Origin of the sequence: Janthinobacterium sp. SUN118 (genome assembly GCF_030397695.1) — a bacterium.
Lineage (GTDB): Bacteria > Pseudomonadota > Gammaproteobacteria > Burkholderiales > Burkholderiaceae_D > Janthinobacterium.
This window is the reverse complement of sequence record NZ_JAPUBV010000001.1, coordinates 3,385,578-3,406,907: the sequence shown is the minus strand read 5'-3', so window position 1 is coordinate 3,406,907 and position 21,330 is coordinate 3,385,578. Positions and strand designations below refer to the sequence as shown.

Genomic DNA, 21,330 nt, shown 5'->3' with positions numbered 1-21,330 from the left:
TATACTGGACGCTTGCCAACGGGAGTTCCTCCATGCGCATCCTGCTGCCGCTGCTGCTGTTATCCTCGTCCGCCGTGCAGGCGCAAGCCGTCGCGGCGCTGCAGCCGATGGCCTTCCTGGCCGGGCATTGCTGGAAGGGCGAGTTCCCTGGCGGCAGGCAAACGGATGAGCACTGTTTCCAGTGGCTATATGGCGGCAAGATGCTGCGCGACGTGCACACGGTGCGCAGCCCCGGCAAGCCCGACTACGTGGGCGAAACCACGTATTACCACGACGCCGCGGCGAACCAGGTGGCCTTCCTGTACGTGGAAAACAGCGGCGGCTACAGCCGTGGCACGATGCTGCCGGCCGATGGTGGCCTCGACTTTCCCGCCACGCAGTACGTGGGCGCCGGCGGCAAGGTCCTGACGTACCGCGTGCGCTGGACGCCGTCGGGCGACGCCTACGAGGCGCACGGCGAAATCCAGTCGGGCGAGCGCTGGCTGCCGCAATTTAGGCTGCTGCTGAAGAAACAGTGACGGCGTGGCGGCAACAAAAAAACCGGGACATGTCCCGGTTTTTTTGTTGTAGCGCAAACTTACTTCTGATAAATCTTGTCGAACTCGCCGCCATCGTCAAAGTGTTTCTTTTGTGCCTGTTTCCAGCCGCCAAACACATCGTCGACCGTGAACAGGGTGATCGGCTTGAAGCTGGCCGCGTATTTCTTCGCGACCGCGGCCGAACGCGGCCGCAGGAAGTGCTTCGCGGCCCATTCCTGGCCCGGTTCCGAGTACAGGTATTGCAGGTAGGCCGTGGCTTCCTTGCGGATGCCGCGGCGGTCGACCACCTTGTCGACGACGGCCACCGGCGACTCGGCCAGGATGGAGATGCTTGGATACACGACTTCGAAGTTGTCGCCGAATTCCTTGCGCACCAGTTGCACTTCATTTTCAAACGTCACCAGCACGTCGCCGATTTCGCGCTGCGTGAAGGTGGTGGTGGCACCGCGGCCGCCGCCGTCGAGCACGGGCACGTTCTTGAACAGCTTGGTGACGAGGTCGCGCGCCTGCGCTTCAGTGCCGCCTTTTTTCACGGCATAGCCCCATGCGGCCAGGTAGGTGTAGCGGCCATTGCCCGAGGTTTTCGGGTTGGGCACGATGACCTTGATGCCGGGCTTGGCCAGGTCGTCCCAATCCTTGATCTGTTTCGGGTTGCCTTTGCGCACCAGGTACACCATGGTCGAATAGAACGGTGCCGCGTTATTCGGGAATTTTTTTGCCCAGTCGGCCACCACGAGGCCGCGGTCGGCCAGCAGATCGATGTCGTTGGCCTGGTTCATGGTCACGACGGACGCTTCGAGGCCATCGGCGACGGAGCGCGCCTGCTTGCTGGAGCCGCCGTGCGATTGCTTGATGGTGATGGTTTCGCCCGTTTTCTTTTGCCATTCAGCAATAAATGCGGGATTCACGTCCTTGAACAGTTCGCGCATGACGTCATACGAGACATTCAGCAAGACCACCGGTTCGGCCGCGCTGGCGGACATCGGCAGGCTCATGGCGGCAGCGGAGGCGGCCAGGGCGCTGGCCAGGAACCAGCGGCGCGAGCGTTGGCTGAGCGTCGATACGGTCGTCGATACGGCGTTGGTATGGGTCATGTTGAACTCTTGTTGTGAGAATAGATAGACATAGTCTAAAATTCCGGCCGGAAAAGAAACGAATTTTTCGTAATATGCTTAGATCCGATTCCCGTTTCCTCTAAAAAACAGATATCGTTTTTTGGAAACATTCGTGGGCAAGATGCGTGGCAGGGCCTAGAGTTTATCCCGGCAGGGGGGGTATTCATCTACGGGGATGGGCGCTGATCTGCAACGTCATGCCATGGGTAAAACCGACCCGTGGCGTGGCGCGAAAAAACCCGAAAGCGCCGCTTGGTGTATAGTCGAATTGCGCGCTACAGGGTGAAAACCGCCTGTATCGGCAACTGGAATATTTTGTGAGCGTACATGAGTCTTGAAATTCGTATTGCAACATCGACTGACGCATTCGAAGCGTGCAATGTATTACGACGCTCGATCGTCGAATGCTGCAGCCTCGATCATCGCGATGATCCGGCCATCCTGGAAGCCTGGCTGGGCAATAAAACACCGCAGATGGTGGCGTGCTGGTTTGCCTCGCCCACCAATTTTTCGCTGGTCGCCGTCGACCGGGGCGCCGTCGTCGGCGTCGGCCTGCTGACGCGCGCCGGCAAGCTGGCCCTGTGCTACCTGCTGCCCGAGGCGCAAGGCCGGGGCGCGGGCAAGGCCCTCGTGGAACGCCTGGAAGAGCAGGCCCGGGAGTGGGGCATCAAGGCCCTGCAGCTGCACAGCACGGCCAGCAGCCAGACCTTTTTCGTCAAGCAGGGCTATGTCGAGGCGGGCAATGTGCGCTCGCCGTATGGCGTGGAAACCATTTTTTGCTGGAAACAGATCGACCCGGCCGGCCTGGCCAGCGGCGATCCCAAGCGCAAGCGCTTTTGCAACTGCAACTCGGCCTGACGGCCATTCCCCTCAGCCCGCCCATCCGGCGGCGGGCCTTTTCCTCCGTTTGAGCATCTCCCTCACAATTTCCCTTCAGTAACTGATCTGGATATACACGCCTTGCGGCGCCGTCTCGCTTGCCTGCAGCAGGGTGCCGCCGGCAAACAGTTTCAATTCGCCGGGCGCGAACGCCACCCAGTCCTCGTTTTCCGTCAGCGGATGCGTGGCGATGACGGCGATGCGGTCGTCGAGGTGGTTGTGCTGGCGAAAGTCGATGCTGCGCTCGCAGTCGATCAGTTGCGCCACGGAAAATGGGTATTCGCGGATCACGTAGTGCAGATGCGTGGAGCAGTGGGCGAAGAGCACCTCGCCATCGGAGAGGATGAAATTGAAGCTGCCATGCGCGGCGATCTCCGTGGCGACCTCGGCGATGGCGGCACGCAGGAGGCCGCGTGCCGGTTCGCCACCGGGAAAGCGCGCGCGCAGGCTGGCCAGCAAGTGGCAGAACGCCTGTTCACTGTCCGTGTCGCCGCTGGCGCGGTAATGCGCATTGGCGGGCGCGGCCCACATCTTCAAGTCGCCGTTATGGGCGAAGGACCAGGTCTTGCCCCACAGCTCGCGGGCGAACGGGTGCGTGTTTTCCGGCGCGATGCGGCCCTGCGTGGCCTTGCGGATGTGCGCGACGATGTTCTTCGCCTTGACGGGATGCTGCTGCACCGTGGCCGCCAGCGGCGAATCGATGGCGGCCAGGTGGTCCGTCAGCAGGGTGCAGCCGCTACTGGAATGATAGGCGATGCCCCAGCCGTCGCGGTGCTCGTCCGTGCGTCCGCCCCGTTCGGCGAAGCCGGCGAATGAAAAACCCAGCGCGGCGGGCTTGCTGCTGTTCATAGCGAGTAACTGGCACATGGCGGCCCTTCCTGATGATATCGGTACACGGCAACAGTAAAGCCTGGACCAGGGGGCGGGAAGGAATGTTTCTGACTATCGTTATGCGCCGGCCGTTGTCTTTTCCTTATGCGCTGGGCGCATATCAAACGGCGAAACCATTCGTTCTCCTGCGATTCGCCTTGCCTTAGTCTGCACACTTTGGCACCGCCGTCCCCATGAGGGGCTTTGGTGCAGCCCGATGAAGGAGCCCTCCATGCCGTTTCCCGTCCTGAAAAACTACCTGGCCCGCCTGTCGCACCAAACCCAGGCCGGCACCAGCGTCTGGCTCGATGACGAGGGCAGGGCGCTCGGGCGCTTCTTCAATTGCACCATGACGAGCGCCTTCCAGCCGCTGCGCGAACTGGAAAGCGGCAAGCTGGTGGCCTTCGAAGGCCTGGCGCGCAGCGTCTCCAGGGCCGATGAAGGCCTGTCGCTGTGGCGTTTGCTCGACCATGCGGCCAGCGACGATGAATCCGTGGAGCTGGACCGCCTGTGCCGCATGCTGCACGCCATCAATTTCTTCCGCCAGCCGGAAGCGGAACAGTCGGACCTGTACCTGAACGTGCATGACCGCCTGCTGAGCGCCGTCAGCAGCAACCATGGCCACGCCTTCCAGCGCATCCTCGACGCGCTGGGCTTGCCGATCGAGCGCATCGTGCTGCAATTGCCGGCCGTTACGCCGAACCAGGGCTGGCTGCTCAATTACGTGGCCGACAACTACCGCCGCAACGGTTTCCGCCTGGCCATCAACGTGGCCAGCGTGCACGAGGCCACGGGCATGCTGGAGCGCCTGCATCCGCACGCCTTCAAGCTCGACGCGGGCAACCTCAGCGACGAGGACGCGGCCGCCAGTTTCGTCACCCTGTGCCATGCGGCCAAGATACGCGTCGTCTTCAAGCGCCTCGACACGCCGGCCGCGCTGGCCGCGCTGCAGCGCATCGCCGCGGCCACGGGCTTGCCCATCGTGGCGCAGGGCTATTTGCTGGACAAGCCCCTGACGGCGCTGGCACAGGCGAAAGGGGGCGCCGCGCCCGTCGCTTTTGCCGCCTGAGGCGCCATGGGCCGCAATCAGGCCCGTACGATAGGCATTGAGGGTTTTTCTTCGCAGCACAATACGCTATAGTATTCGTATCGTTATATTGGAATGACTATGGCATCGCGCAGAAATTTTCTACACCACGGTATGAGCTTGGCCGCGTTGGGCCTGGTTGCCACTCCCCTCATCGGCTGCGCCTCGCGCACGGCCGCTCCCGCCTCGGCCACGGCCAGCGCCAAGCCGCGCGCTCCGCGCACGGGCGTGCCGCCGCAGCCGACGCAGCTGGCCAGCATCGACCGCTCCGTGACCTCGCAGACGCGCCAGCCCATCACGGAGCTGGAACCGCCACCCGACATCTTCGACGCGCAGGCGCTGGACCTGGAATTCTGGCTCAAGCCGCGCACGCTGGAAGTGGTGCGCCCGGCCAGCAATGAAAAGGCGAAACTGCTGTACTGGAAAGATGGCGAGGTCATCGATTCAGCCTACCAGGAGCTGTGCCATCTGCTGCGTGACGTCAACGGCAAGAAGACGGCGCCGATCGACCCGAAACTGCTGGAAACCCTGTGGGGCACGCAAGCGTTCGTGGCCCGCTACGGCATCGAGCAGCCGCTTGAGATTTTGTCAGGCTACCGCACGGCCGAGTCGAACAGCCGGCTGCGCGAAGCGGGCGTGCCGGCCGCGCGCCAGTCGCTGCACATCTCGGGCCGTGCCGCCGACATCCGCGTGGCCAACCTGAACGCGGAAGTGCTCGGTTCGCTCGTGCGCAGCTTCAAGCAGGGCGGCGTGGGCTTCTATTACCGTTCCGGCCCCCGTGGCGGCTGGATCCATGCCGATACGGGGCTGCAGCGCACCTGGAAAGGCTAAGCGCCAGGCCCAACCGCGCGCGGCGCGCCTTGCGGCCTGCGATGGCCACTGCAGCCGTGCCCTGGTACGGCTGCAGTCCTGCCCGCCAGTGGCTGCCCCCCCCACGATGATGCCACGACGATGTTGTCAGGCGCCTGCTCGCTAATCGTAGTGGTAGGGCGGCTCCGGCACGCTGTCGTTGCCGGCGCGCCGCCATGCGTCGAAATTCACGGGGCGCTCCCAGAAGATGCGCCAGCCCCGGCGCTGGCTGGCCTGCACCTCGGGATGCGCTTGCAGATAGCCATCGATAAAGCGGGTAAAGTCCGATACATAGCCGCCGCGGCGGTAGGTGAGTGCATGATGCATGGCTGCTCCTGTGCTTGTCCTTGCTGTTTGACCGCCGGCGCGCGCAAAAGTGCCGCTTTTCCCTTCCTGCCCCATGAAACTTTCCAGCCATAACATCGAACTGTTCCTGGCCGTCGTCGACGGCGGTTCCTTTTCCAGCGCCGCGCGCGCCTTGCGGCGGGCGCCGTCGGCCGTCAGCATGGCGATCGCGAATATCGAGGCGGAACTGGGGATCGTCCTGTTCGACCGCGGCGCGCGCGAAGCCGTGCCCACGCCGGCCGCCGTGGCCCTGATACCCCATGCGCGCCTGATCGCCGACCAGCTGAAACAGTTGCACTTGCATGCGCAGCAATTGTCGCAAGGCCTGGAAAGCCGCATTTCGCTGGGCATCGCGGCAGAACTCGATCATGCGCCTTTTTTGCGCGCCGTGCGGGCCTTGTCGCAGCGCCACCCGCTGCTCGACATTGAGGTGCTGACGGCGCCGCAGGATGACGTGCTCGACATGCTGCACCGGGGCCGCATCAGCGCCTGCATGGCCTTCGGCGGCGGGCGCATCAACCATGAAGAGCAGTTCCAGCTGGTGGGCAGCGACGCCTTGCTGGCGATTATTTCCACGCAGCATGCACCCAGCGAGGCGGGCCGGCCCCTGTATATCGAGGAATTGGTGAATTTGCGCCAGATCATCGTGGCCAGCCGCGAGCTGGACCTGGCCGATGCGCGTCCCGTGGTGGGACTGTCCTACTGGCGCACGGACAGCTTGCCGATGGCGCTGTCCATGGTCGAGGCGGGCCTGGGCTGGGGCAATTTCGCCGCCTCGGCCATCGCCGATTCGCTGGCGGCGGGGCGCGTGCGCCGCGTCGCGTTCAAGAACACGGGCAATGGCCTGGTGCTGCCTATCCACCTCGTGTGGTGCAAGGACCGGCCGCTGGGCATGGCGGCGCGGTCCTTTCTTCAGTTGCTCAGCGAAGCGGCCTGAACGTCGGTGGGTTCTTCTTTCGGCTGCTGCGCCGACAGGGGCACGCCAAACAGGCCGTCGAAGAAGTAGTTGAAGATGAAGCTGTAGCAGGGAATGATCAGCATCAGCGCGAAGTCGAGCACGAACGCCTGCCACAGGCTGATATTGAGCCACCAGGCGATCAGCGGGATCAGGTAGATGACGAGGGTGATCTGGAAGCCGATCGCATGCAGGATGCGGCGCCACACGGTGCGCGTGCGCGACACTTGCCGGATTTCCCAGTATTCGAAGGCCGTGTTGTACAGCAGGTTCCAGATGACGGCGATGGTGGTGATCATGATCGCCAGCGGCCCCGTGCTGGTGGGCGATTCGCCCGAAAGCAGGGTCAGCCAGAGTGTGGAAATGGCCATGCCGATGATTTCAAAGGCGGTGACGTAGACGATTTTGCGTTTGATGCCTTGCATGTAAAGCCTGTAAAGAAGAAGTGGCGCATATTTTAAGTCAGTCATGCTGATGTTTGAAGTTGATAGCTGTCAGTTTTTCTGATGGATCCATGGAATGAAGGCGCACGCCGGCATACCGCGCAACGGGCAGACGGTGGATAATGTGGGCTGGCGGGCAACTGGTTCCGCCGTACCACCGCAGATGAGGTCAAGAGCATGCAAGGCGCAGCAGACAGCAACACCCCGGAGTCCCCCGCCACGCCGGACGAACGCCCGCGTTTCCGCCCCCGCCCCTGGGAGCACCTGGAAACGCCGTATGACGTGGAAGTGTGGATCGAGGAACATAACCGCAGCATGCAGGACAATATCCGCGCCACGGAAACGGGCGTCGGCATCTGCTTCACCCTGGCCGAAGGCGGCGACATCTACATGCAGACCAGCGCCGATGGCGCGGTGGTGCTCGACGTGACGCCGGACGCGGCCTGGGTGGCGCCGCTGATCAGCGCCGCCACCGGCTGCGAGACGCCTGCATCCTCGTTGTGGATCTTGCCTGACGATAAGCTGATCCAGCTGATCGTCGGCCTGTCCTGCCTGGTGGCCAGCACCCTGCTGGTGGTGGGGCACGACTTCGGCTTGCGCCGGCGCCCTATGGCGCACGGACGCTGAGGCGCTTGTTGTAAAAAAGTTATCCATGGCGCGCATGGCTCGACACTGGGCCGGCTAAGTGCTAGTCTCGGGGCAGTGTCCGCCTGATTGTCTGGGCGGCGCTGCAAAGGATAACCATGGACAAACCACCGCATGCGGTACCTGGACTGGATTCCTCCGCGCGTCCCGACGACGGCGCGCCGCGGCCTGACGCCCCCCTGCTCGACGACGGCGTCTTCAGCCCCGCGCGCGTGCGGGTCGAGCGCGAACAGGCGTATTTCAACGATTTGTACCTGCTGGCGCCCGTCGCCTATTTCGTGCTGGGCCTCGATGGCGTGATCCTGCAGCTGAACCTGGTCGCCGCCGAACTGTTCGGCCTGGCGCGCGGCTGCCCCGGCCATGTGCTGTTCCGTTCCTACGTGCACGAGGCGTTCCGCCACGATTACGCGCAGTTCGTGCAGCGCGTGCTCAACAGCGATGAACCGGAGCGCATCCAGCTGCAAGTGCGGCTGCGCCCGGATGCGCCGGAACCGGGCTTGCCCGTCAGCCTGCTGGGCAGCGCCGATCCTGGCGGGCAGACGCTGCGCCTGGTGCTGGAGCAGGCCGAAGGCAAGCTGGCCGCGCTCGAACGCAGCGAGGAGCGCTTCCGGCGCATCGTCCACAGCGCCGAGGAGGGCATCTGGGAAATCGATGCGCAGGCGCTGACGAGCTTTGTCAATCCGAAGATGGCGCACATGCTGGGCTGCCAGATCGAGGACATGCTGGGCCAGCCGCTGGTGGCCTTCATGGACGACGAGGGGCGTGCCATTCTCGAGCGCAACATCGCGCGGCGCCAGGACGGCATCGCCGAGCGCCATGAATTCAAGTTCCTGCGCCGCGACGGCAGCGCGCTGTGGGCCACGCTGGCCACCAATCCCATCTTCGATTCCGGCGGCGGCTACCTGGGCGCGCTGGCGCTGGTCAGCGACATCACGGCCCACCGCGAGGCGTCCGAGCGCATCTGGCAGCAAGCCAACTTCGACCAGGTGACGGGCTTGCCGAACCGCCACATGTTCCTCGACCGCCTGCATAACGAGGCGCGCCGCGCCAAGCGCGAAGGTGCTTGCCTGGCCTTGCTGTTCATCGACCTCGACCATTTCAAGCAAGTCAATGACCGCTTCGGGCACGAAAAGGGCGACCAGCTGCTGCGCCTGGCGGCGCGGCGCATCAGCGAGCGCGTGCGCTCGACGGATACGGTGGCGCGCCTGGGCGGCGATGAATTCACCGTCCTCCTGGCCGGCGTGGGCCAGCTGGGCGGCATCGAACGCGTGCTGCAGGGGCTGATCGCGGCGCTGGCCGCGCCTTTCATGCTCGATGGCGACAGCGCGCAAGTGTCGGCCAGCGTGGGCGTGGCGCTGTATCCGGCCGACGCCGAGGAAACGGAAACCCTGCTGCGCCATGCCGACCAGGCCATGTATGCGGCCAAGAATGCGGGGCGCAACTGCTACAGCTATTTCACGCCGGCCTTGCAGCAGGCGGCCGAACTGCGCCGCAACACGGCGCGCGACATGCGCCTGGCGCTGGCGCTGGAACAGTTCGAGCTGCATTACCAGCCCATCGTCAGCCTGCAGGGCGGCGGCATCGCGCGGGCCGAGGCGTTGCTGCGCTGGCGCCACCCGCAGCGCGGCCTGCTCGCACCCGCCGAATTCATGGCGTTTGCGGAAGCCAATGGCTTGATCATCGATATCGGCGACTGGGTCTTCCGCCAAGCCGTGCGCCAGGCCCGGCAGTGGCAGGCCGCGTCCGGCGCCGCATTCCAGATCAGCATCAACAAGTCCGCCGTGGAATTTCGCTGCGATGCGGCGCTGTACCAGGACTGGACGGCGCACCTGGCGCGCGAAGGACTGGCGCCGGGCGCCATCGTGATCGACATGGCGGAAGGCGTGCTGCTCGACGAGGCGCGCCAGGTGGGCGAGCGGCTACGCCAGTTCCGCGCCATGGGCCTGGCGCTGGCGCTCGACGATTTCGGCAGCGGCCAGGCCTCGCTGGGCTGCCTGAAGAAGTTCGATATCGATTTTCTCAAGATCGACCGTTCGCTGGTGCGCGAACTGGGGCAGGGCGATGCCGAACTGGCCCTGTGCGAAGCGATCATCGCGCTGGCGCAGCGGCTGGGCCTGAAAGTGGTGGCCGAAGGCGTGGAGACGGCCGTGCAGCGCGACCTGCTGCGCGCGGCCGGCTGCGATTATGCGCAGGGCTATTTCTTTTCCGATGCCTTGCCGGCGCCGCAGCTGGGCGCCATGCTGGCTGCTCAGCCGGCTGCCTGACGGGGCTGGCCTGCCTCGCCATCGCCGTCCATCAGCTGCTCGACGGCCGCCACGGTGTCGGCGGCGCTGACGCTGTCCAGGGTCAGGCCGGGCGCCAGCAGGACGCGGTAGCGGCTGCTGGCCGGGTAGAACCAGCGGTAATTGTCGGTGCGGATATAGTAGCCGACGATTTTCCTGTCGTAGGCCGAGGCCAGGTGGATCACCGACGTGTCGGGCGACACCACCAGTTCGCAGCGGCGGATCAGGGCCGCCAGCGCCAGGATATGAGCGGTCGCGGGCGCCAGCAGCACATTCGGCCGGGCGGCGCCGTGCACGATTTCCCCGGCGCGCGCTTCGCCGCCTGGCGCGGCGATCACCAGCAAGGCATGGCGCGGATAGCGCGCCGCCAGCGCGGCGCAGCAGCGCTGGGCGTCGGCCACGCTGACCGTGCGTTGCGTATTGCTTCCTTGAAAATTCAGGCAAAACAGGCCCGCGTAGGCGCGCAGCAGGGCGTCGCAGGCCGCATCCACCGGCGCCGCGTGCGCATCGACGCCATACAGTTCGTAGCGCTCATCGATGTCGCGCAAGCCAAAGGCGGCAAACGCGGCGAAGTAGCTGCGCAGGATGTGCGCGTTGCGGTCGCACGGCACCGTATGGTCGAACATGCCCAGGCTGGCCGTCGAGGTGCCGTACTTGGGAATGGCAAAGCCCGTCAAATAGCGGGCGCCCAGCCATTTGATGCGCAACAGCAAGGGAATGGAAAAACGGTTGTAGGGGTTGAAGATGACGTCGTAGCGGCGCCGGCGCAGCTCGGCGATGGTGGTGCGCAGATCGCGCAGCAGCGATTGCTTGTCCCAGATTACGACATCGTCGACATGCGGACAGCCGACCAGCAGCGCGCGGTTGGCGCTGCTGGCGGCCACGTCGATCTGCCAGTGGGGATAGTGCTGCTTCAAGGCGCGCAGCAGCGGCGTGGTGACGATCATGTCGCCGATCTTGTCATTGCGTAAAATCAATACCTTGCGCACGCGCGCGATATCGAGCGGCTGCTTGCCGCGTTTGCCCAGCAGGGCATGACTGATCAGCCGGGCGACGGTCTTAATCAAGGGAACTCCGGGTGTGGATGACGGGGATGTGCTGGCGGCCATCGCATGGCGCCGGCGCACCAGCAGCATCTTACGGATTTTCACCGCCGGCAGATAGGGGAGCGCCGATTTTAATGTGCGCCGTGCCGCGTGACGGCGCGGCGCGCAGGCGGCGCCTAGCCCAGTCCCAGCAGGGCGACCACGCGTTCGCGGCTGATGCCGACCAGGGCCGAGCTGATCGCCAGCAGCGATTCATAGCCGGGCTTGCTGGCTTTTTCCGTGAAGTTTTCCGCCAGCGTGTCCATGCTGACGCTGACCTGCGCCGGCTGCGCCCGCGCCACCCGTCCCGTGGCTTGCGCCAGCGCCAGGCTGACGGAGCTGCGTGCCTGCTGCAGGTGCGCCAGCGCCTGCACCACTTGCTGCAAGGTGGCGCGCAGGGCTTCGACGTCGCCGGTATTCCATTCTTCCGGCGCGATGGCGGCCGGTTCCGCATCCGTGCGCACGCGGCTCATCTGGCCGGTCGGGTAGCGGATGCCGCTGCCGCGCACGGACAGGCTGTCGCGCACGTTGGCCCACGCCGCTTCCGGCGTGCTGAACACCAGTTCGCCATTCTCGCCCTGCTTGACGCGGATGCCCGACGGCATCAGCGCCTGGTCGAAGCGGGCGATGATCTGCTCGCCGCTGAGACCCGGTTCGATATTCACGGAACGCAAGGCCTGGTTCGCGCCGCCCACGGAGAAGGCCAGCACTTCCTGCGGCCCTTCCTGCAGGCTGGCCATGGTCAGGCCGCGGATGCTGAAGTTCTGCTGCGCCGGCTGCGGGCTGGTGTAGCTGAGCTGTGCATCGAGCGTGCCGCCCGAGGCGCTGGCGCGCTGGCGCCAGGTATTGCTGAACTGGCGCACGCGCGCCTCGACCTGCCCCTCGCGGCCCTGGCGCGCGGCCAGCTTGGCGGCCAGCTCGCTTTTCAGCGCCTGCAGCTGGCTGCTGCTGCGCGCCAGGTAGTCGAGCGTCTGCTGGGCGTTGGAAATTTCTCCCTGCAGCTGGTGATCCCAGTTGCTCAGGCCACGCTTCAGGCTCGCCGTCGAACTCCTCGCCGCCGGCGCCGGCGCTTCAGGGCGCGCGCTGGAGCTGGCGCTGCCGTTGATGGCGGCGGACGCGTCATCGACGACGCGGGCTGTGCCGGCGCCCTTGGCGCTGACGCCGGAGGAGGAAGAGGTCTGAGCGATGTGCATGATGGTCAGAGAAGGTCAAACAGGGAAATGGTGCCCACCTTGGCGTAGGCTTTGTAGGTCGCTTGCAGGGCCGTCTGGTAGCCGGTCAGTTCGATGGCGGCCGCGCCCATGTCGGTCTTCTTCAAGTCCAGCAGGGCGGTATTGTTCGACAGCGATACGTTGTCCAGGTTGCCGGAAAGCGTGGTCAGGATGTTTTGCGCGCCGCCGAAGATGGCGATCTTGCCGGCCAGCAAATCCATGCCGTCATCCGTGCCGTCGAGCGCGGCGCCCACCACCGTGCGCACGGCCGGATCGTTGGCGTTGACGCCCGGGACGCTGAGGGTGGTGATGGCCTGGTCGATCTTGTTCAGCCACACTTCCAGGTTTTTCACGTCGACGTTGGCCGCCTGCGTCACGCCATTGCCCACCACCACGGTTTGCGTGTCGGTGTTGCCAATATATGTGTAGCGCGCGCCCACGGCGGCCGTCGGGTCATACTTGATGGCGGGCTGGTCGGTGGCGGTGCCGGAAAACATGTAGCGGCCTTCCTGGTCCTTCAGGTTGGCCGTGTACAGCACGCTGTCGCGCATGGCCGTCAGCGATTGCGTCATCGCATTCAGGTCGTCCGGCGCATTGCCGCCGTCGGCGGCCCAGACCAGCAGGTCGCGCGCCTGGCCCATGTCGGTGACCATGCTCGACAGGTAATTTTCATTTTTCAGCAGGCGCACTTTTACCGTGGCGATATTGTCCTGGTATTGCGAGACCATGGCTTGCTCGCGCGTCAGGCGCGAAATGCGCACGTTGCCGATCGGGTCGTCCGACGGCAGCTGGATGCGCAGGCCCGACGACATCTGCTGGGTCAGGTAATTGATGCGTTCCTGGTTTTGCTGAAGCGAAATATTGATCAGCGATTGGTACTGGCTACTGGCGACACGCATGATCTTCTCCTTAACCCATCATTGCCAAAGTGGCGTCAAACAAGGTATTCGCCACGGAAATGACCTTCATGTTTGCTTGATACATATTCTGGAATTCGACCAGGTTCATCGCTTCCTCGTCCTTGTTCACGCCGCTGGTGGACTTCCAGTCGTCGATGGCTTGCGCGCGCACCGTATTGGCCGTCTTCAGCAAGGCCTGGTTCTGCTGGCTGTAGATGCCCAGCTTGCCGACCAGCTGCGTGTCGGCGTCGCTGATCAGGACCGAACCCACCCAGTTGACATTGATCGATTGATTCTTGATGTCGATCAATTTCTGCAAGTTGCCGCTGTCGCCGGCAGCGCCCGTCAGCGACAGGGCCAGGTCCTTGGCGTTGAAGCCGGCGGTGATGCTCAGCTTGTCATTCGCGTACACCAGCAGGGGACCGCCGGTCGTGCCGGTCATGGTCTGGCCCAGGGCCAGCTGCGCGTTGACCTTGCTGGCCACGCTGCTGGCCATGTCGCGCAGCGACTGCTGCAGCGGCTTCAGGGTGTTCTGTTCGAATTCGCCGAGGCCGCCCATCTGGCCGCCGATGGCGACGGTGTCGAGGGTGTACGTCGACTTGGCGAAGTCCAGGCTCAGGGTCTGGTCGCCCGTCGCCGTCATGGTGCTGCTCAGGGAGCCGGCGATGCCGCCGATGACCAGCGGCTGGCCCGATTTCAGCGAGACATTGCGCGAACCGTCGGGCTGGTCGAGTACTTCGATGCCCATCTGCGCGGCCAGGCCGTCGATCAGCTGGTCGCGCGCATCCATCAGCGACGACACGTTCGTGCCCGAGGCCGTCGAGGTGCTGATGCGCTGGTTCAGCGCGGCGATATTCTGCAGCGCCGTATTGGCCTGCGGCACGATGGCGGCGCGTTGCTGGTGCACCGACAGCAGCTGGTTGCCCATGACGGTGCTGATGCTGTTGAAGCGCTGCGACATGGCGTCGGCCGCCGTGATGATCTGCTGGCGCAACGGCGTCGACGTGGGGTCGACGGCGGCCGCGTTGAGGGCGGCGAAAAAGCCGTCGAGGCCATTGCTGATGCTCGACGCATCGTCGCCCATCACGCGTTCGAGCTGCGTCAGGTAAGGCTGGGTCTGCGAACGGGCGCCCTGGTCGGACGCGGCGCGCCACATTTGCTGGCTCTTGTAGGCATCGGCAAAGCGCAGGAGGGCCGACACTTCCACGCCATTGCCGGCCGAACGCACGCCGACGCCGGCGCCAAGCGAGGTCAACAGCACGCCCTGGCGGGTATAGCCTGCCGTTTGCAGGTTGGCGATGTTCTGGCTGGCCGCATTGAGTGCGGCCTGGGCGGCGATACTGCCTGACAATGCATTGCTGATGATGCTCATTGGGCAAGGTTCTTTCGTGAAGAGTGTGGCGCGTGCGGGTGGCAGCAGGCCTGGAATCGTTGTTACCTACAACAGGCGACGCTTCAGACGGATTTATTAAGCGCCGCTGCAATATTGTCGGTTTTGACAGCGCCCTTGGCCGTGGCGTTGGCTGAAACGGGAGCGCTGGCCGCCGGCAGCAGCTGGCGCAGGATGGCGTCGGCGATGCCGAAGGCGCGCTGGCCGGCCATCTTGTCGGCCACCAGATTGTCGGCCATTTCCAGCATGTCGCTGTTGATGGGGTCCTTGAAGACGCTGTCTTCGCCCGCCATCTCGCGCGTGCCCGAGCGCATCTGGCGCAGCATGTGCGAGATGAAGAAGGCTTCGAACTTGACGGCCGCCTCGGTGGCCTTGGCCGCGTAGCGCGGATCGGCCGGCGTCGCCGCCGCGGGGGAGCGGTCGTCGAGCGCCGAGGGCAGGGCGCTGCTGCTGTCGTTGATATTGATCATCAAATTACTACCAGTTCGCCTTCGATGGCGCCTGCCTGGTCGAGGGCTTGTAAAATTGCCATGATGTCGTCGGGCGAGGCGCCCAGGCTGTTGACGACGTCGATGATCGCCTGCAGCTTGGCGCCGGCCGGCCATTTGAACATATTGCCGTTGCCCTGGTCGACGGACACCTTCGATTGCGGCGTGACGGTGGTCTGGCCGCGGCCGAACGGCGCCGGCTGGCTGACGGCCGAACTTTCTGAAATGATGACCTTCAGCGAGCCGTGCGTGACGGCGGCCGCCTTCACGCGCAAGCCTTCGGCGATGACGACGGTGCCGGTGCGCGAATTGAAGACCACTTTCGGCGTATCGGCGCCGACGTCGATGCTCAAGGCTTCGAGCTTGGCCATGAAGGCCACGCGCTGGGTCGGGTTTTCCGGCGCCAGCACTTCCACGCTGGTGGCGTCGCTGGTGGTGGCGACGGCGCCGAAACGGCGGTTCACGGCTTCGACGATGTTGATGGCCGTCTCGAAGTGCGGGTGGCGCAGGTTCAGGGTGACGGTCGGCTTGGTGGAGAAATCGCTGAGGATTTCGCGCTCGATGTTGGCGCCGTTCGGAATGCGGCCCGAGGTGGGCGTGTTGACGGTGACGGACGAGCCGCTCTTGCCGGTGGCGTTGAGGCCGCCGACGACGACGTTGCCTTGCGCCAGCGCATACGTTTCATTGTCGGCCGCGCGCAGCTGCGTCAGCAATAAAGTACCGCCGCGCAGGCTTTTCGCGTCGCCCAGCGAGGACACGGTGACGTCGATGGCCTGGCCACGGCGGTAGCCGGGCGGAAACACTGCGCTGACCATGACGGTGGCGACGTTCTTGCTTTTCGATTCGGCGCCGTCCGGCATCTTGACGCCGAACTGCTTGAGCATGTTGACCACGGACTGGCTGGAAAACTTCACCTGCGTCGTGTCGCCGCTGCCGTTCAGGCCGACGACGAGGCCGTAACCGACCAGCGGGTTGTCGCGCACGCCCTCGATGCTGACCAGGTTGCGCAGCACTTGCGCGGCGCTGGCGGGCAGGGACAGGCCGGACAGCACTGCGAGCATGGCTGCCAGGGGCAGGGCGGAGCGAAATTTCATGATGTCACCTTAAAACGGCATCCATGGGCCGACGAAGAAACGCGTCAGCCAGCCTGGCTTGTTGGCTTCGGCCAGGGTGCCCTGGCCGGAATAGGCGATCTGCGCATTGGCGATGCGCAATGATGACACCTGGTTGTTCGAATCGATGTCGGCCGAGCGCAGGTAGCCGCGCAGGCGCACGAATTCCTCGCCCTGGTTCAGGGTCAGGGTTTTTTCGCCCTGCACGCGCAGCAAACCGTTCGGCAGCACTTCCTGCACGATCACGGTGATGGCGCCGGACAGCGCATTTTGCTGCGTGCTGGTCGAGTCGCCGGCGAAGTTGCGGTCGGCGGACAGGTCGATGCCCGTCTTCGGGAAAGTCTTGCCCAGCAGGCCGGCGGCGGCGACGCCGACGGACGAACCCTTGTTGAACGAGGTGCCGGCCTTCTTGCTTGCCTGCGTGGTTTCCTGCAGGGCCACGGTGACGACATCGCCGACGCGGAAGGCGCGGCTGTCCGAGGTCAGGGCCAGGCCCGCATCGGGATTGAAGACGCCGCCGGCGACGCCGCCGCGCGCCGTGCTGCGCGGCGCCACCGGCAGCGGCGTATCGGAAAAGCTGGGCGCCAGCGGCGCAGCCGGACGGCTGGCGCAACCGGCCGCCAGCACCAGCAGCAGGGCCGCCGAAGCTTTCATTGCGGCCTTCATCAGCGTGCCGCTTGCGCCAGGTATTGCAGCATATTGTCGGCGGCCGACAGCACCTTGGTGTTCATTTCATAGGTGCGCTGGGCAGCGATCATGTCGACCATCTCTTCGACCACCTGCACGTTCGAGCCTTCCAGCGCGTATTGCTTGAGCTTGCCCAGTGCGCCTTCGCCGGGACGGCCTTCCGTCGGCGTGCCGCTCGATGCCGTTTCCTGGAACAGGTTTTCACCCAGTGCCAGCAAGCCGGTCGGGTTGACGAAGCTGGAGAGGTTCAGCTGGCCCAGTTCCGTGCCAGCCACATTGCCCGGCACCGTGGCCGTGACCATGCCGTTTTCGCCGATGGTGATGGCCGTGGCATTGTTCGGCACGGTGATCTGCGGCACCAGCGGCAAGCCCTGGGCGTTGACCATCACGCCATTTTCATTCAGGCTCAGCTGGCCGGCGCGCGTGTAGGCCGCTTCGCCGTTCGGGCGCAGCACTTGCAAAAAGCCGTTGCCGGTGATGGCGACGTCGAATTCGCGGCTCGTCGTTTGCAGGCTGCCGGTGGTAAACACCTTTTGCGTGCCGACCATGTGCGTGCCGTTACCCAGCTGCACGCCCGATGGCGACAGGGTGTTGTCGGCGCGCTGCGTGCCCGGCTGCTGCTCGACCTGGTAGAACAGGTCTTCGAAGACGACGCGGTCGCGCTTGAAGCCGACGGTATTGACGTTGGCCAGGTTATTCGCGATGGCTTGCAGTTTTGCATCTTGTGCCTGCACGCCGGTCTTGCTGATCCACATTGCTGGATTCATGATTTACTCCTGATAATTTGATGGGCGTTGGGCTTAGGCGCCCAGCAGGCGGTTGCCGGACTCAGTCATGGAGTCGCTGGCCTTGAATACTTTCATCTGCAACTCGAAACTGCGGTTCAGGCTCATGGTGGCGACCATTTCCTCGACGGCCGAGACGTTGCTGCCTTCCAGGTGGCGGTCGCGCAGGCGCACCGTCGGGTCGGCTTGCAAGTCTTCGCCGCTGCGCGCCACGATCAGGCCCGCCTCGTTCTTGGTCAGCTCGCCCGTTTCCGCGTTGACCAGCTTGAGCTTGTCGACGGTCTGCATCTGCGCCGTGCCCGGTACCTGGATGGAAATCGTGCCATCGCCGCCGATCGACAGGCTGGTGTGCTCGGGAATCGTGATGGGACCGCCTTCGCCCAGCACGGGCCGGCCGTTGATGGTCAGCGCGCCCGTTTCATCGAGGTCCATGGCGCCGGCGCGCGTGTAGGCTTCGCCGTTTTGCCATTGCACCGCGAGGTAACCGTTGCCCGTGACGGCCACGTCGAGCTCGCGCCCCGTTTCCTTGATGGTGCCGGTGCGCGTGGCGATGGCGCTCGACTGCGTCTGCGTCATGTGGCGGTCGTCGTAGCCATAGCCGTTTTGCAGCGGCTGGGCGGTCGACACCTCGAGGTTGGCGCGGAAGCCGCCCGTCTCGATGTTGGCCAGGTTGTTGGCGTGTACCTGCTGTGCCCGCAGGGCCCGGTCGGCCCCGCTCATGGCGGTATAAATCAGCGCATCCATTATGCTTTACCCTTGCGTGGTGGCGATTACAGCGCTTGCATCAGCGATTGCAGCATGGCGTTCTCGGTCGAGATGACCTTCGAGTTCGCCTGGTAGTTACGCTGCGACGTCATCAGGCCCACCAGTTCGGAGGTGATGTCGACGTTCGACTGTTCCAGCGAGCTCGTCACCAGTTTGCCGGCCATGCCGACGCCGGGACGGTCGTACATGGCGGTGCCGGACGTGGTCGAAGCGACCCAGCTGGTATCGTTGACGGCGGTCAGTGCGCCTTCGTCAGGGAAGGTGGCCAGGGCGATCACGCCGATGCTTTGTTTTTGGCCATTCGTGTATTTCGCCACGACGGAACCGTCGTCGGCCAGTTCCACGCCCGTGTAGGTGCCCGAGGCATAACCGTCGGCGCGGTCGGTCGAGGTCGTTGCTTCGCCGGCGAACTGGGTGGTGCCCGTGTAGTCGATGGCGACCGTCATGGCTGCCGCGCCAGGCGGCGTCGGCAGGACTGGCGAGGCGGTCGTGCCCGTCACCAGCTTGCCGGAGGTGTCGAACGTCATGCTCGTCACCGGCGTCACGTCGACGTTGTCGAAGGTGTAATGCACGTCCACGCCCGTCGCCGTCTTGACGAAGTACTGGCCCAGCGAGTGCTTGGCGCCCAGCGAATCGTAGACGATCGAGGACTTGCCGCTGTTGTAGCTCAGTTCGTTGGTCTTGTTGAAGGGCACGGCCTTGATGGTCCATTCGGACGACATGTTGGCGGCATACGCCAGCTTGGTCGACGCCACGGCGGGAATCTGGCCCGTCGGAATGACCATGTCGCCCATGGTGCCCAGGGTGGTGCTGCCTTTTACCGACGCATAGCCCTGCACCAGGCGGCCGTTCGAATCGATCAGCTTGCCGTCGCTGCTGGCCGAGAAGATGCCGACGCGGCTGTAGTTCATGGTGTTTTGCGCATCGCGCGTGACGAAGTAGCCGCGGCCGTCGATGGCCGCGTCGAGCGCGCGGCCCGTGTTCAGCACGCCGCCATTGAGCGACATGCTTTGCGTGACCGAGCCGATTTCCGTGCCCGTCGCGCGCGAACCGGCGTACATGGCCGAAAAGTTGGCGCGGCTGCTCTTGAAACCGTAGGTGCCGGCATTGGCGATATTGTTACTGGTGCTGTTCAACTGTTGGTTGATGGACTGGATACCGGACAGGGCGATGTCGAAACTCATGTTGACTTCCTTTAGTGAAGGACGAGATTAGTGTTCAGGAAAGGTGAGGGCGGATCAGGCCGTCTTACCGTTGAAGCCGGTGATCGCGCCAGGGTTGACTTCGCCCAGGTTCGACACGCTCAAGATCATGCTGCCGGAGGACGACAGGCGCACGCTGTTGAGCTTGCCTGCGATGTCGACCGACGGCTTTTCAGTGCCATTGGTGGTGACCGTCATTTTATAGGTGCCGGCAGGCAAGCCCAACGCGACGGGGTCGATGGTGAAGGGCACGGTGCCGGGCGACTTGGCGCCCAGTTCGATCTTGTATTCCTTGTCGTCGACGCCTTTCAGGGTCACCGTGGTCTTGGTGGTGCCGGCGGCCAGCGCGATGCTGCCGCTGACCTTGCTCTTGTCGAGCTGCACGGTGTCGCTGTTGACCATCACTTCGGAACCGACTTGCGCGCCCAGGGCCAGCACCTGCATCGATTGCAGCACGCTGGCATTGGCGCTGGTCAGCGCCGACAGGTTCTGCATCGCTTCCGTCTGCGCCTGCTGCGTCAACTGATTGACGAACTGGCTCGGGTCGGTCGGCGCCAGCGGATCCTGGTTCTTGATCTGGGCCACCAGCAGCTTGGTGAACATGTCTTGCGTGGCATTGCTTTGCGACTTGACGGCGTTGCTGCCGCTGTTGCTGCCGCTGCTGTTGTTTGTAAAGAGATTCGTTTCCATGGCTTATGCTTCACCTAATTTGAGGAGCGACTGCTGCATCGACTTGATGCGGCCCAGAACTTCGACATTCGTTTCAAACGCGCGCGAGGCCGACATCATGTCGGTCATCTCGGCCACCTGATTGACGTTGGGGTAGTACACCATGCCGTCGGCATTGGCCATCGGGTGGCCCGGCTCGTAGACCTTGCGCAGCGGTTCATCGCTCTGCACCACGTCGAGCACCTGCACGCGGCCGCCCGCGCCGCTGGCGCCGGGGCCATCCATCACGGCGGAAAACACGGGCTTGCGCGCGCGGTAGGTTTCGCCTTCGGAACCGGCGACGGAATCGGCGTTGGCCAGGTTGCTGGCGATGGTGTTCAGGCGCACGGTCTGCGCCGCCATCGCCGAACCGGCGATCTTGGAAATATCCTGGAAGCTCATGCGGGTCCTTATTGTCCGGAGATGGCCTTGGACAGACCCCTCAGTTTCATGTTGACGAAAGTCAGGCTGGTCTGGAAGTCGGTGGCATTCTGCGAGAATGCCGCCTGTTCGACGCCGATTTCGACGGTGTTGCCGTCGCGGCTGGGGTGGAAAGGTACGCGGTACAGGGCGCTGGCATCGTCATCGGTCGACAGTAGGCCGGCTTCATTGTCCTGCAGTTGCTGCAGGGCGCTGCCGAAATCCATGTCCATGGCCTGGAAGCCAGGCGTGTTCTCATTGGCGATGTTGGCTGCCAGCACGCGCGTGCGGTCGGCACGCAGTCCGAGTGCGTCGGCATGCACGCCCAGCGCTTCCTTGAAATTAATCCCCATGGTCATCCTTTGTGTTGAATTCGATCGTGCTTTTTGCAGTTCGGGCCAGAAAACAGGTGGTGCGGAGGTAAAATCCCAGCCAGGTCATGTTGACGCATGGTAAGGTCATGCCGCTTCAGTATCTTTAATTAAGGTTAGCAATGATTCATTTCAACAGCATTACGATGATCCGAAACAAGGCGCCACGTCCTCACATACTGCTTCCGGGCCTATTTT

Annotated in this window: 24 protein-coding genes; 7 read left to right on the top strand and 17 right to left on the bottom strand. The window is 64.1% G+C overall.

Features of this window, described 5'->3' with window-relative positions:
• Positions 1-32: 32 nt before the first annotated feature.
• Positions 33-518, top strand: coding sequence for a hypothetical protein (locus O0880_RS15400; protein WP_289887226.1), 486 nt, complete (start codon positions 33-35; stop codon positions 516-518).
• A gap of 59 nt (positions 519-577) precedes the next feature.
• Here O0880_RS15400 and O0880_RS15395 read toward each other — a convergent pair whose 3' ends face one another.
• Positions 578-1,633 carry a sulfate ABC transporter substrate-binding protein gene (locus tag O0880_RS15395; RefSeq protein WP_071324129.1) on the bottom strand — a complete coding sequence of 352 codons (1,056 nt, stop codon included), beginning with the start codon at positions 1,631-1,633 and terminating at the stop codon, positions 578-580.
• Positions 1,634-1,981: 348 nt separating this feature from the next.
• Between O0880_RS15395 and O0880_RS15390 the strand changes: the two genes are divergently transcribed.
• On the top strand, positions 1,982-2,512 hold the full coding sequence (locus O0880_RS15390; RefSeq protein WP_289887225.1) for a GNAT family N-acetyltransferase: 531 nt from the start codon (positions 1,982-1,984) through the stop codon (positions 2,510-2,512).
• 75 nt (positions 2,513-2,587) lie between these two features.
• Here O0880_RS15390 and O0880_RS15385 read toward each other — a convergent pair whose 3' ends face one another.
• Complete coding sequence (locus tag O0880_RS15385) at positions 2,588-3,400, bottom strand: class II glutamine amidotransferase (RefSeq protein ID WP_289887224.1); 813 nt, start codon at positions 3,398-3,400, stop codon at positions 2,588-2,590.
• A gap of 235 nt (positions 3,401-3,635) precedes the next feature.
• Here O0880_RS15385 and O0880_RS15380 point away from each other — a divergent pair, with 235 nt between their 5' ends.
• Together O0880_RS15380 and O0880_RS15375 are read left to right on the top strand one after the other, a co-directional pair.
• Entirely contained in the window at positions 3,636-4,472 is an 837-nt protein-coding gene (locus O0880_RS15380; RefSeq protein ID WP_289887223.1) for an EAL domain-containing protein, read from the top strand.
• 132 nt (positions 4,473-4,604) lie between these two features.
• Entirely contained in the window at positions 4,605-5,321 is a 717-nt protein-coding gene (locus O0880_RS15375; RefSeq protein ID WP_071324125.1) for a DUF882 domain-containing protein, read from the top strand.
• Between the two features lie 141 nt (positions 5,322-5,462).
• On the opposite strand, the gene O0880_RS15370 is transcribed toward O0880_RS15375, so the two are convergent.
• A complete protein-coding gene (locus tag O0880_RS15370) occupies positions 5,463-5,666 on the bottom strand; it encodes a DUF3460 family protein (protein WP_071324124.1) in 204 nt (67 codons plus the stop codon).
• 73 nt (positions 5,667-5,739) lie between these two features.
• Here O0880_RS15370 and O0880_RS15365 point away from each other — a divergent pair, with 73 nt between their 5' ends.
• Entirely contained in the window at positions 5,740-6,621 is an 882-nt protein-coding gene (locus tag O0880_RS15365) for a LysR family transcriptional regulator (protein ID WP_071324123.1), read from the top strand.
• Here O0880_RS15365 and O0880_RS15360 read toward each other — a convergent pair.
• Entirely contained in the window at positions 6,597-7,064 is a 468-nt protein-coding gene (locus O0880_RS15360; RefSeq protein ID WP_289887222.1) for a PACE efflux transporter, read from the bottom strand. The two genes, O0880_RS15365 and O0880_RS15360, sit on opposite strands and share 25 nt — an antisense overlap.
• A gap of 195 nt (positions 7,065-7,259) precedes the next feature.
• Here O0880_RS15360 and O0880_RS15355 point away from each other — a divergent pair, with 195 nt between their 5' ends.
• Together O0880_RS15355 and O0880_RS15350 are read left to right on the top strand one after the other, a co-directional pair.
• Positions 7,260-7,709 (top strand): hypothetical protein, encoded by a 450-nt coding sequence (locus tag O0880_RS15355; RefSeq protein ID WP_289887221.1) that lies wholly within the window; start codon positions 7,260-7,262, stop codon positions 7,707-7,709.
• Between the two features lie 116 nt (positions 7,710-7,825).
• Complete coding sequence (locus O0880_RS15350) at positions 7,826-9,991, top strand: EAL domain-containing protein (RefSeq protein WP_289887220.1); 2,166 nt, start codon at positions 7,826-7,828, stop codon at positions 9,989-9,991.
• Here O0880_RS15350 and O0880_RS15345 read toward each other — a convergent pair.
• From O0880_RS15345 to flgB, 13 genes are all read right to left on the bottom strand, one after another.
• Positions 9,976-11,076, bottom strand: coding sequence for a glycosyltransferase family 9 protein (locus O0880_RS15345; RefSeq protein WP_289887219.1), 1,101 nt, complete (start codon positions 11,074-11,076; stop codon positions 9,976-9,978). The two genes, O0880_RS15350 and O0880_RS15345, sit on opposite strands and share 16 nt — an antisense overlap.
• Before the next feature lie 155 nt (positions 11,077-11,231).
• Positions 11,232-12,287, bottom strand: coding sequence for a hypothetical protein (locus tag O0880_RS15340; RefSeq protein ID WP_289887218.1), 1,056 nt, complete (start codon positions 12,285-12,287; stop codon positions 11,232-11,234).
• Positions 12,288-12,292: 5 nt separating this feature from the next.
• The gene (gene flgL, locus O0880_RS15335; RefSeq protein WP_071324118.1) at positions 12,293-13,204 is read right to left on the bottom strand and encodes a flagellar hook-associated protein FlgL; all 912 of its coding nucleotides are present in this window, start codon (positions 13,202-13,204) and stop codon (positions 12,293-12,295) included.
• A 10-nt stretch (positions 13,205-13,214) separates the two neighbouring features.
• The gene (gene flgK, locus O0880_RS15330) at positions 13,215-14,576 is read right to left on the bottom strand and encodes a flagellar hook-associated protein FlgK (RefSeq protein ID WP_289887216.1); all 1,362 of its coding nucleotides are present in this window, start codon (positions 14,574-14,576) and stop codon (positions 13,215-13,217) included.
• 83 nt (positions 14,577-14,659) lie between these two features.
• Positions 14,660-15,061 (bottom strand): rod-binding protein, encoded by a 402-nt coding sequence (locus O0880_RS15325; RefSeq protein WP_289887362.1) that lies wholly within the window; start codon positions 15,059-15,061, stop codon positions 14,660-14,662.
• Between the two features lie 2 nt (positions 15,062-15,063).
• Positions 15,064-16,176 (bottom strand): flagellar basal body P-ring protein FlgI, encoded by a 1,113-nt coding sequence (locus tag O0880_RS15320; protein ID WP_071324116.1) that lies wholly within the window; start codon positions 16,174-16,176, stop codon positions 15,064-15,066.
• Positions 16,177-16,185: 9 nt separating this feature from the next.
• Positions 16,186-16,860, bottom strand: coding sequence for a flagellar basal body L-ring protein FlgH (gene flgH / locus O0880_RS15315; protein ID WP_071324115.1), 675 nt, complete (start codon positions 16,858-16,860; stop codon positions 16,186-16,188).
• The gene (gene flgG, locus O0880_RS15310; protein ID WP_198043695.1) at positions 16,860-17,648 is read right to left on the bottom strand and encodes a flagellar basal-body rod protein FlgG; all 789 of its coding nucleotides are present in this window, start codon (positions 17,646-17,648) and stop codon (positions 16,860-16,862) included. The genes flgH and flgG overlap by 1 nt, the downstream gene beginning before the upstream one ends.
• Before the next feature lie 33 nt (positions 17,649-17,681).
• The gene (locus O0880_RS15305; RefSeq protein WP_071324113.1) at positions 17,682-18,410 is read right to left on the bottom strand and encodes a flagellar basal body rod protein FlgF; all 729 of its coding nucleotides are present in this window, start codon (positions 18,408-18,410) and stop codon (positions 17,682-17,684) included.
• A gap of 26 nt (positions 18,411-18,436) precedes the next feature.
• On the bottom strand, positions 18,437-19,615 hold the full coding sequence (locus O0880_RS15300; protein WP_071324112.1) for a flagellar hook-basal body complex protein: 1,179 nt from the start codon (positions 19,613-19,615) through the stop codon (positions 18,437-18,439).
• A 54-nt stretch (positions 19,616-19,669) separates the two neighbouring features.
• Complete coding sequence (locus tag O0880_RS15295) at positions 19,670-20,323, bottom strand: flagellar hook capping FlgD N-terminal domain-containing protein (RefSeq protein ID WP_071324111.1); 654 nt, start codon at positions 20,321-20,323, stop codon at positions 19,670-19,672.
• Between the two features lie 3 nt (positions 20,324-20,326).
• Positions 20,327-20,743, bottom strand: coding sequence for a flagellar basal body rod protein FlgC (flgC, locus tag O0880_RS15290; RefSeq protein WP_289887204.1), 417 nt, complete (start codon positions 20,741-20,743; stop codon positions 20,327-20,329).
• A gap of 8 nt (positions 20,744-20,751) precedes the next feature.
• Positions 20,752-21,114, bottom strand: a complete 363-nt coding sequence (gene flgB / locus O0880_RS15285) for a flagellar basal body rod protein FlgB (RefSeq protein ID WP_071326523.1) — start codon at positions 21,112-21,114, stop codon at positions 20,752-20,754.
• Between the last annotated feature and the right edge of the window lie 216 nt (positions 21,115-21,330).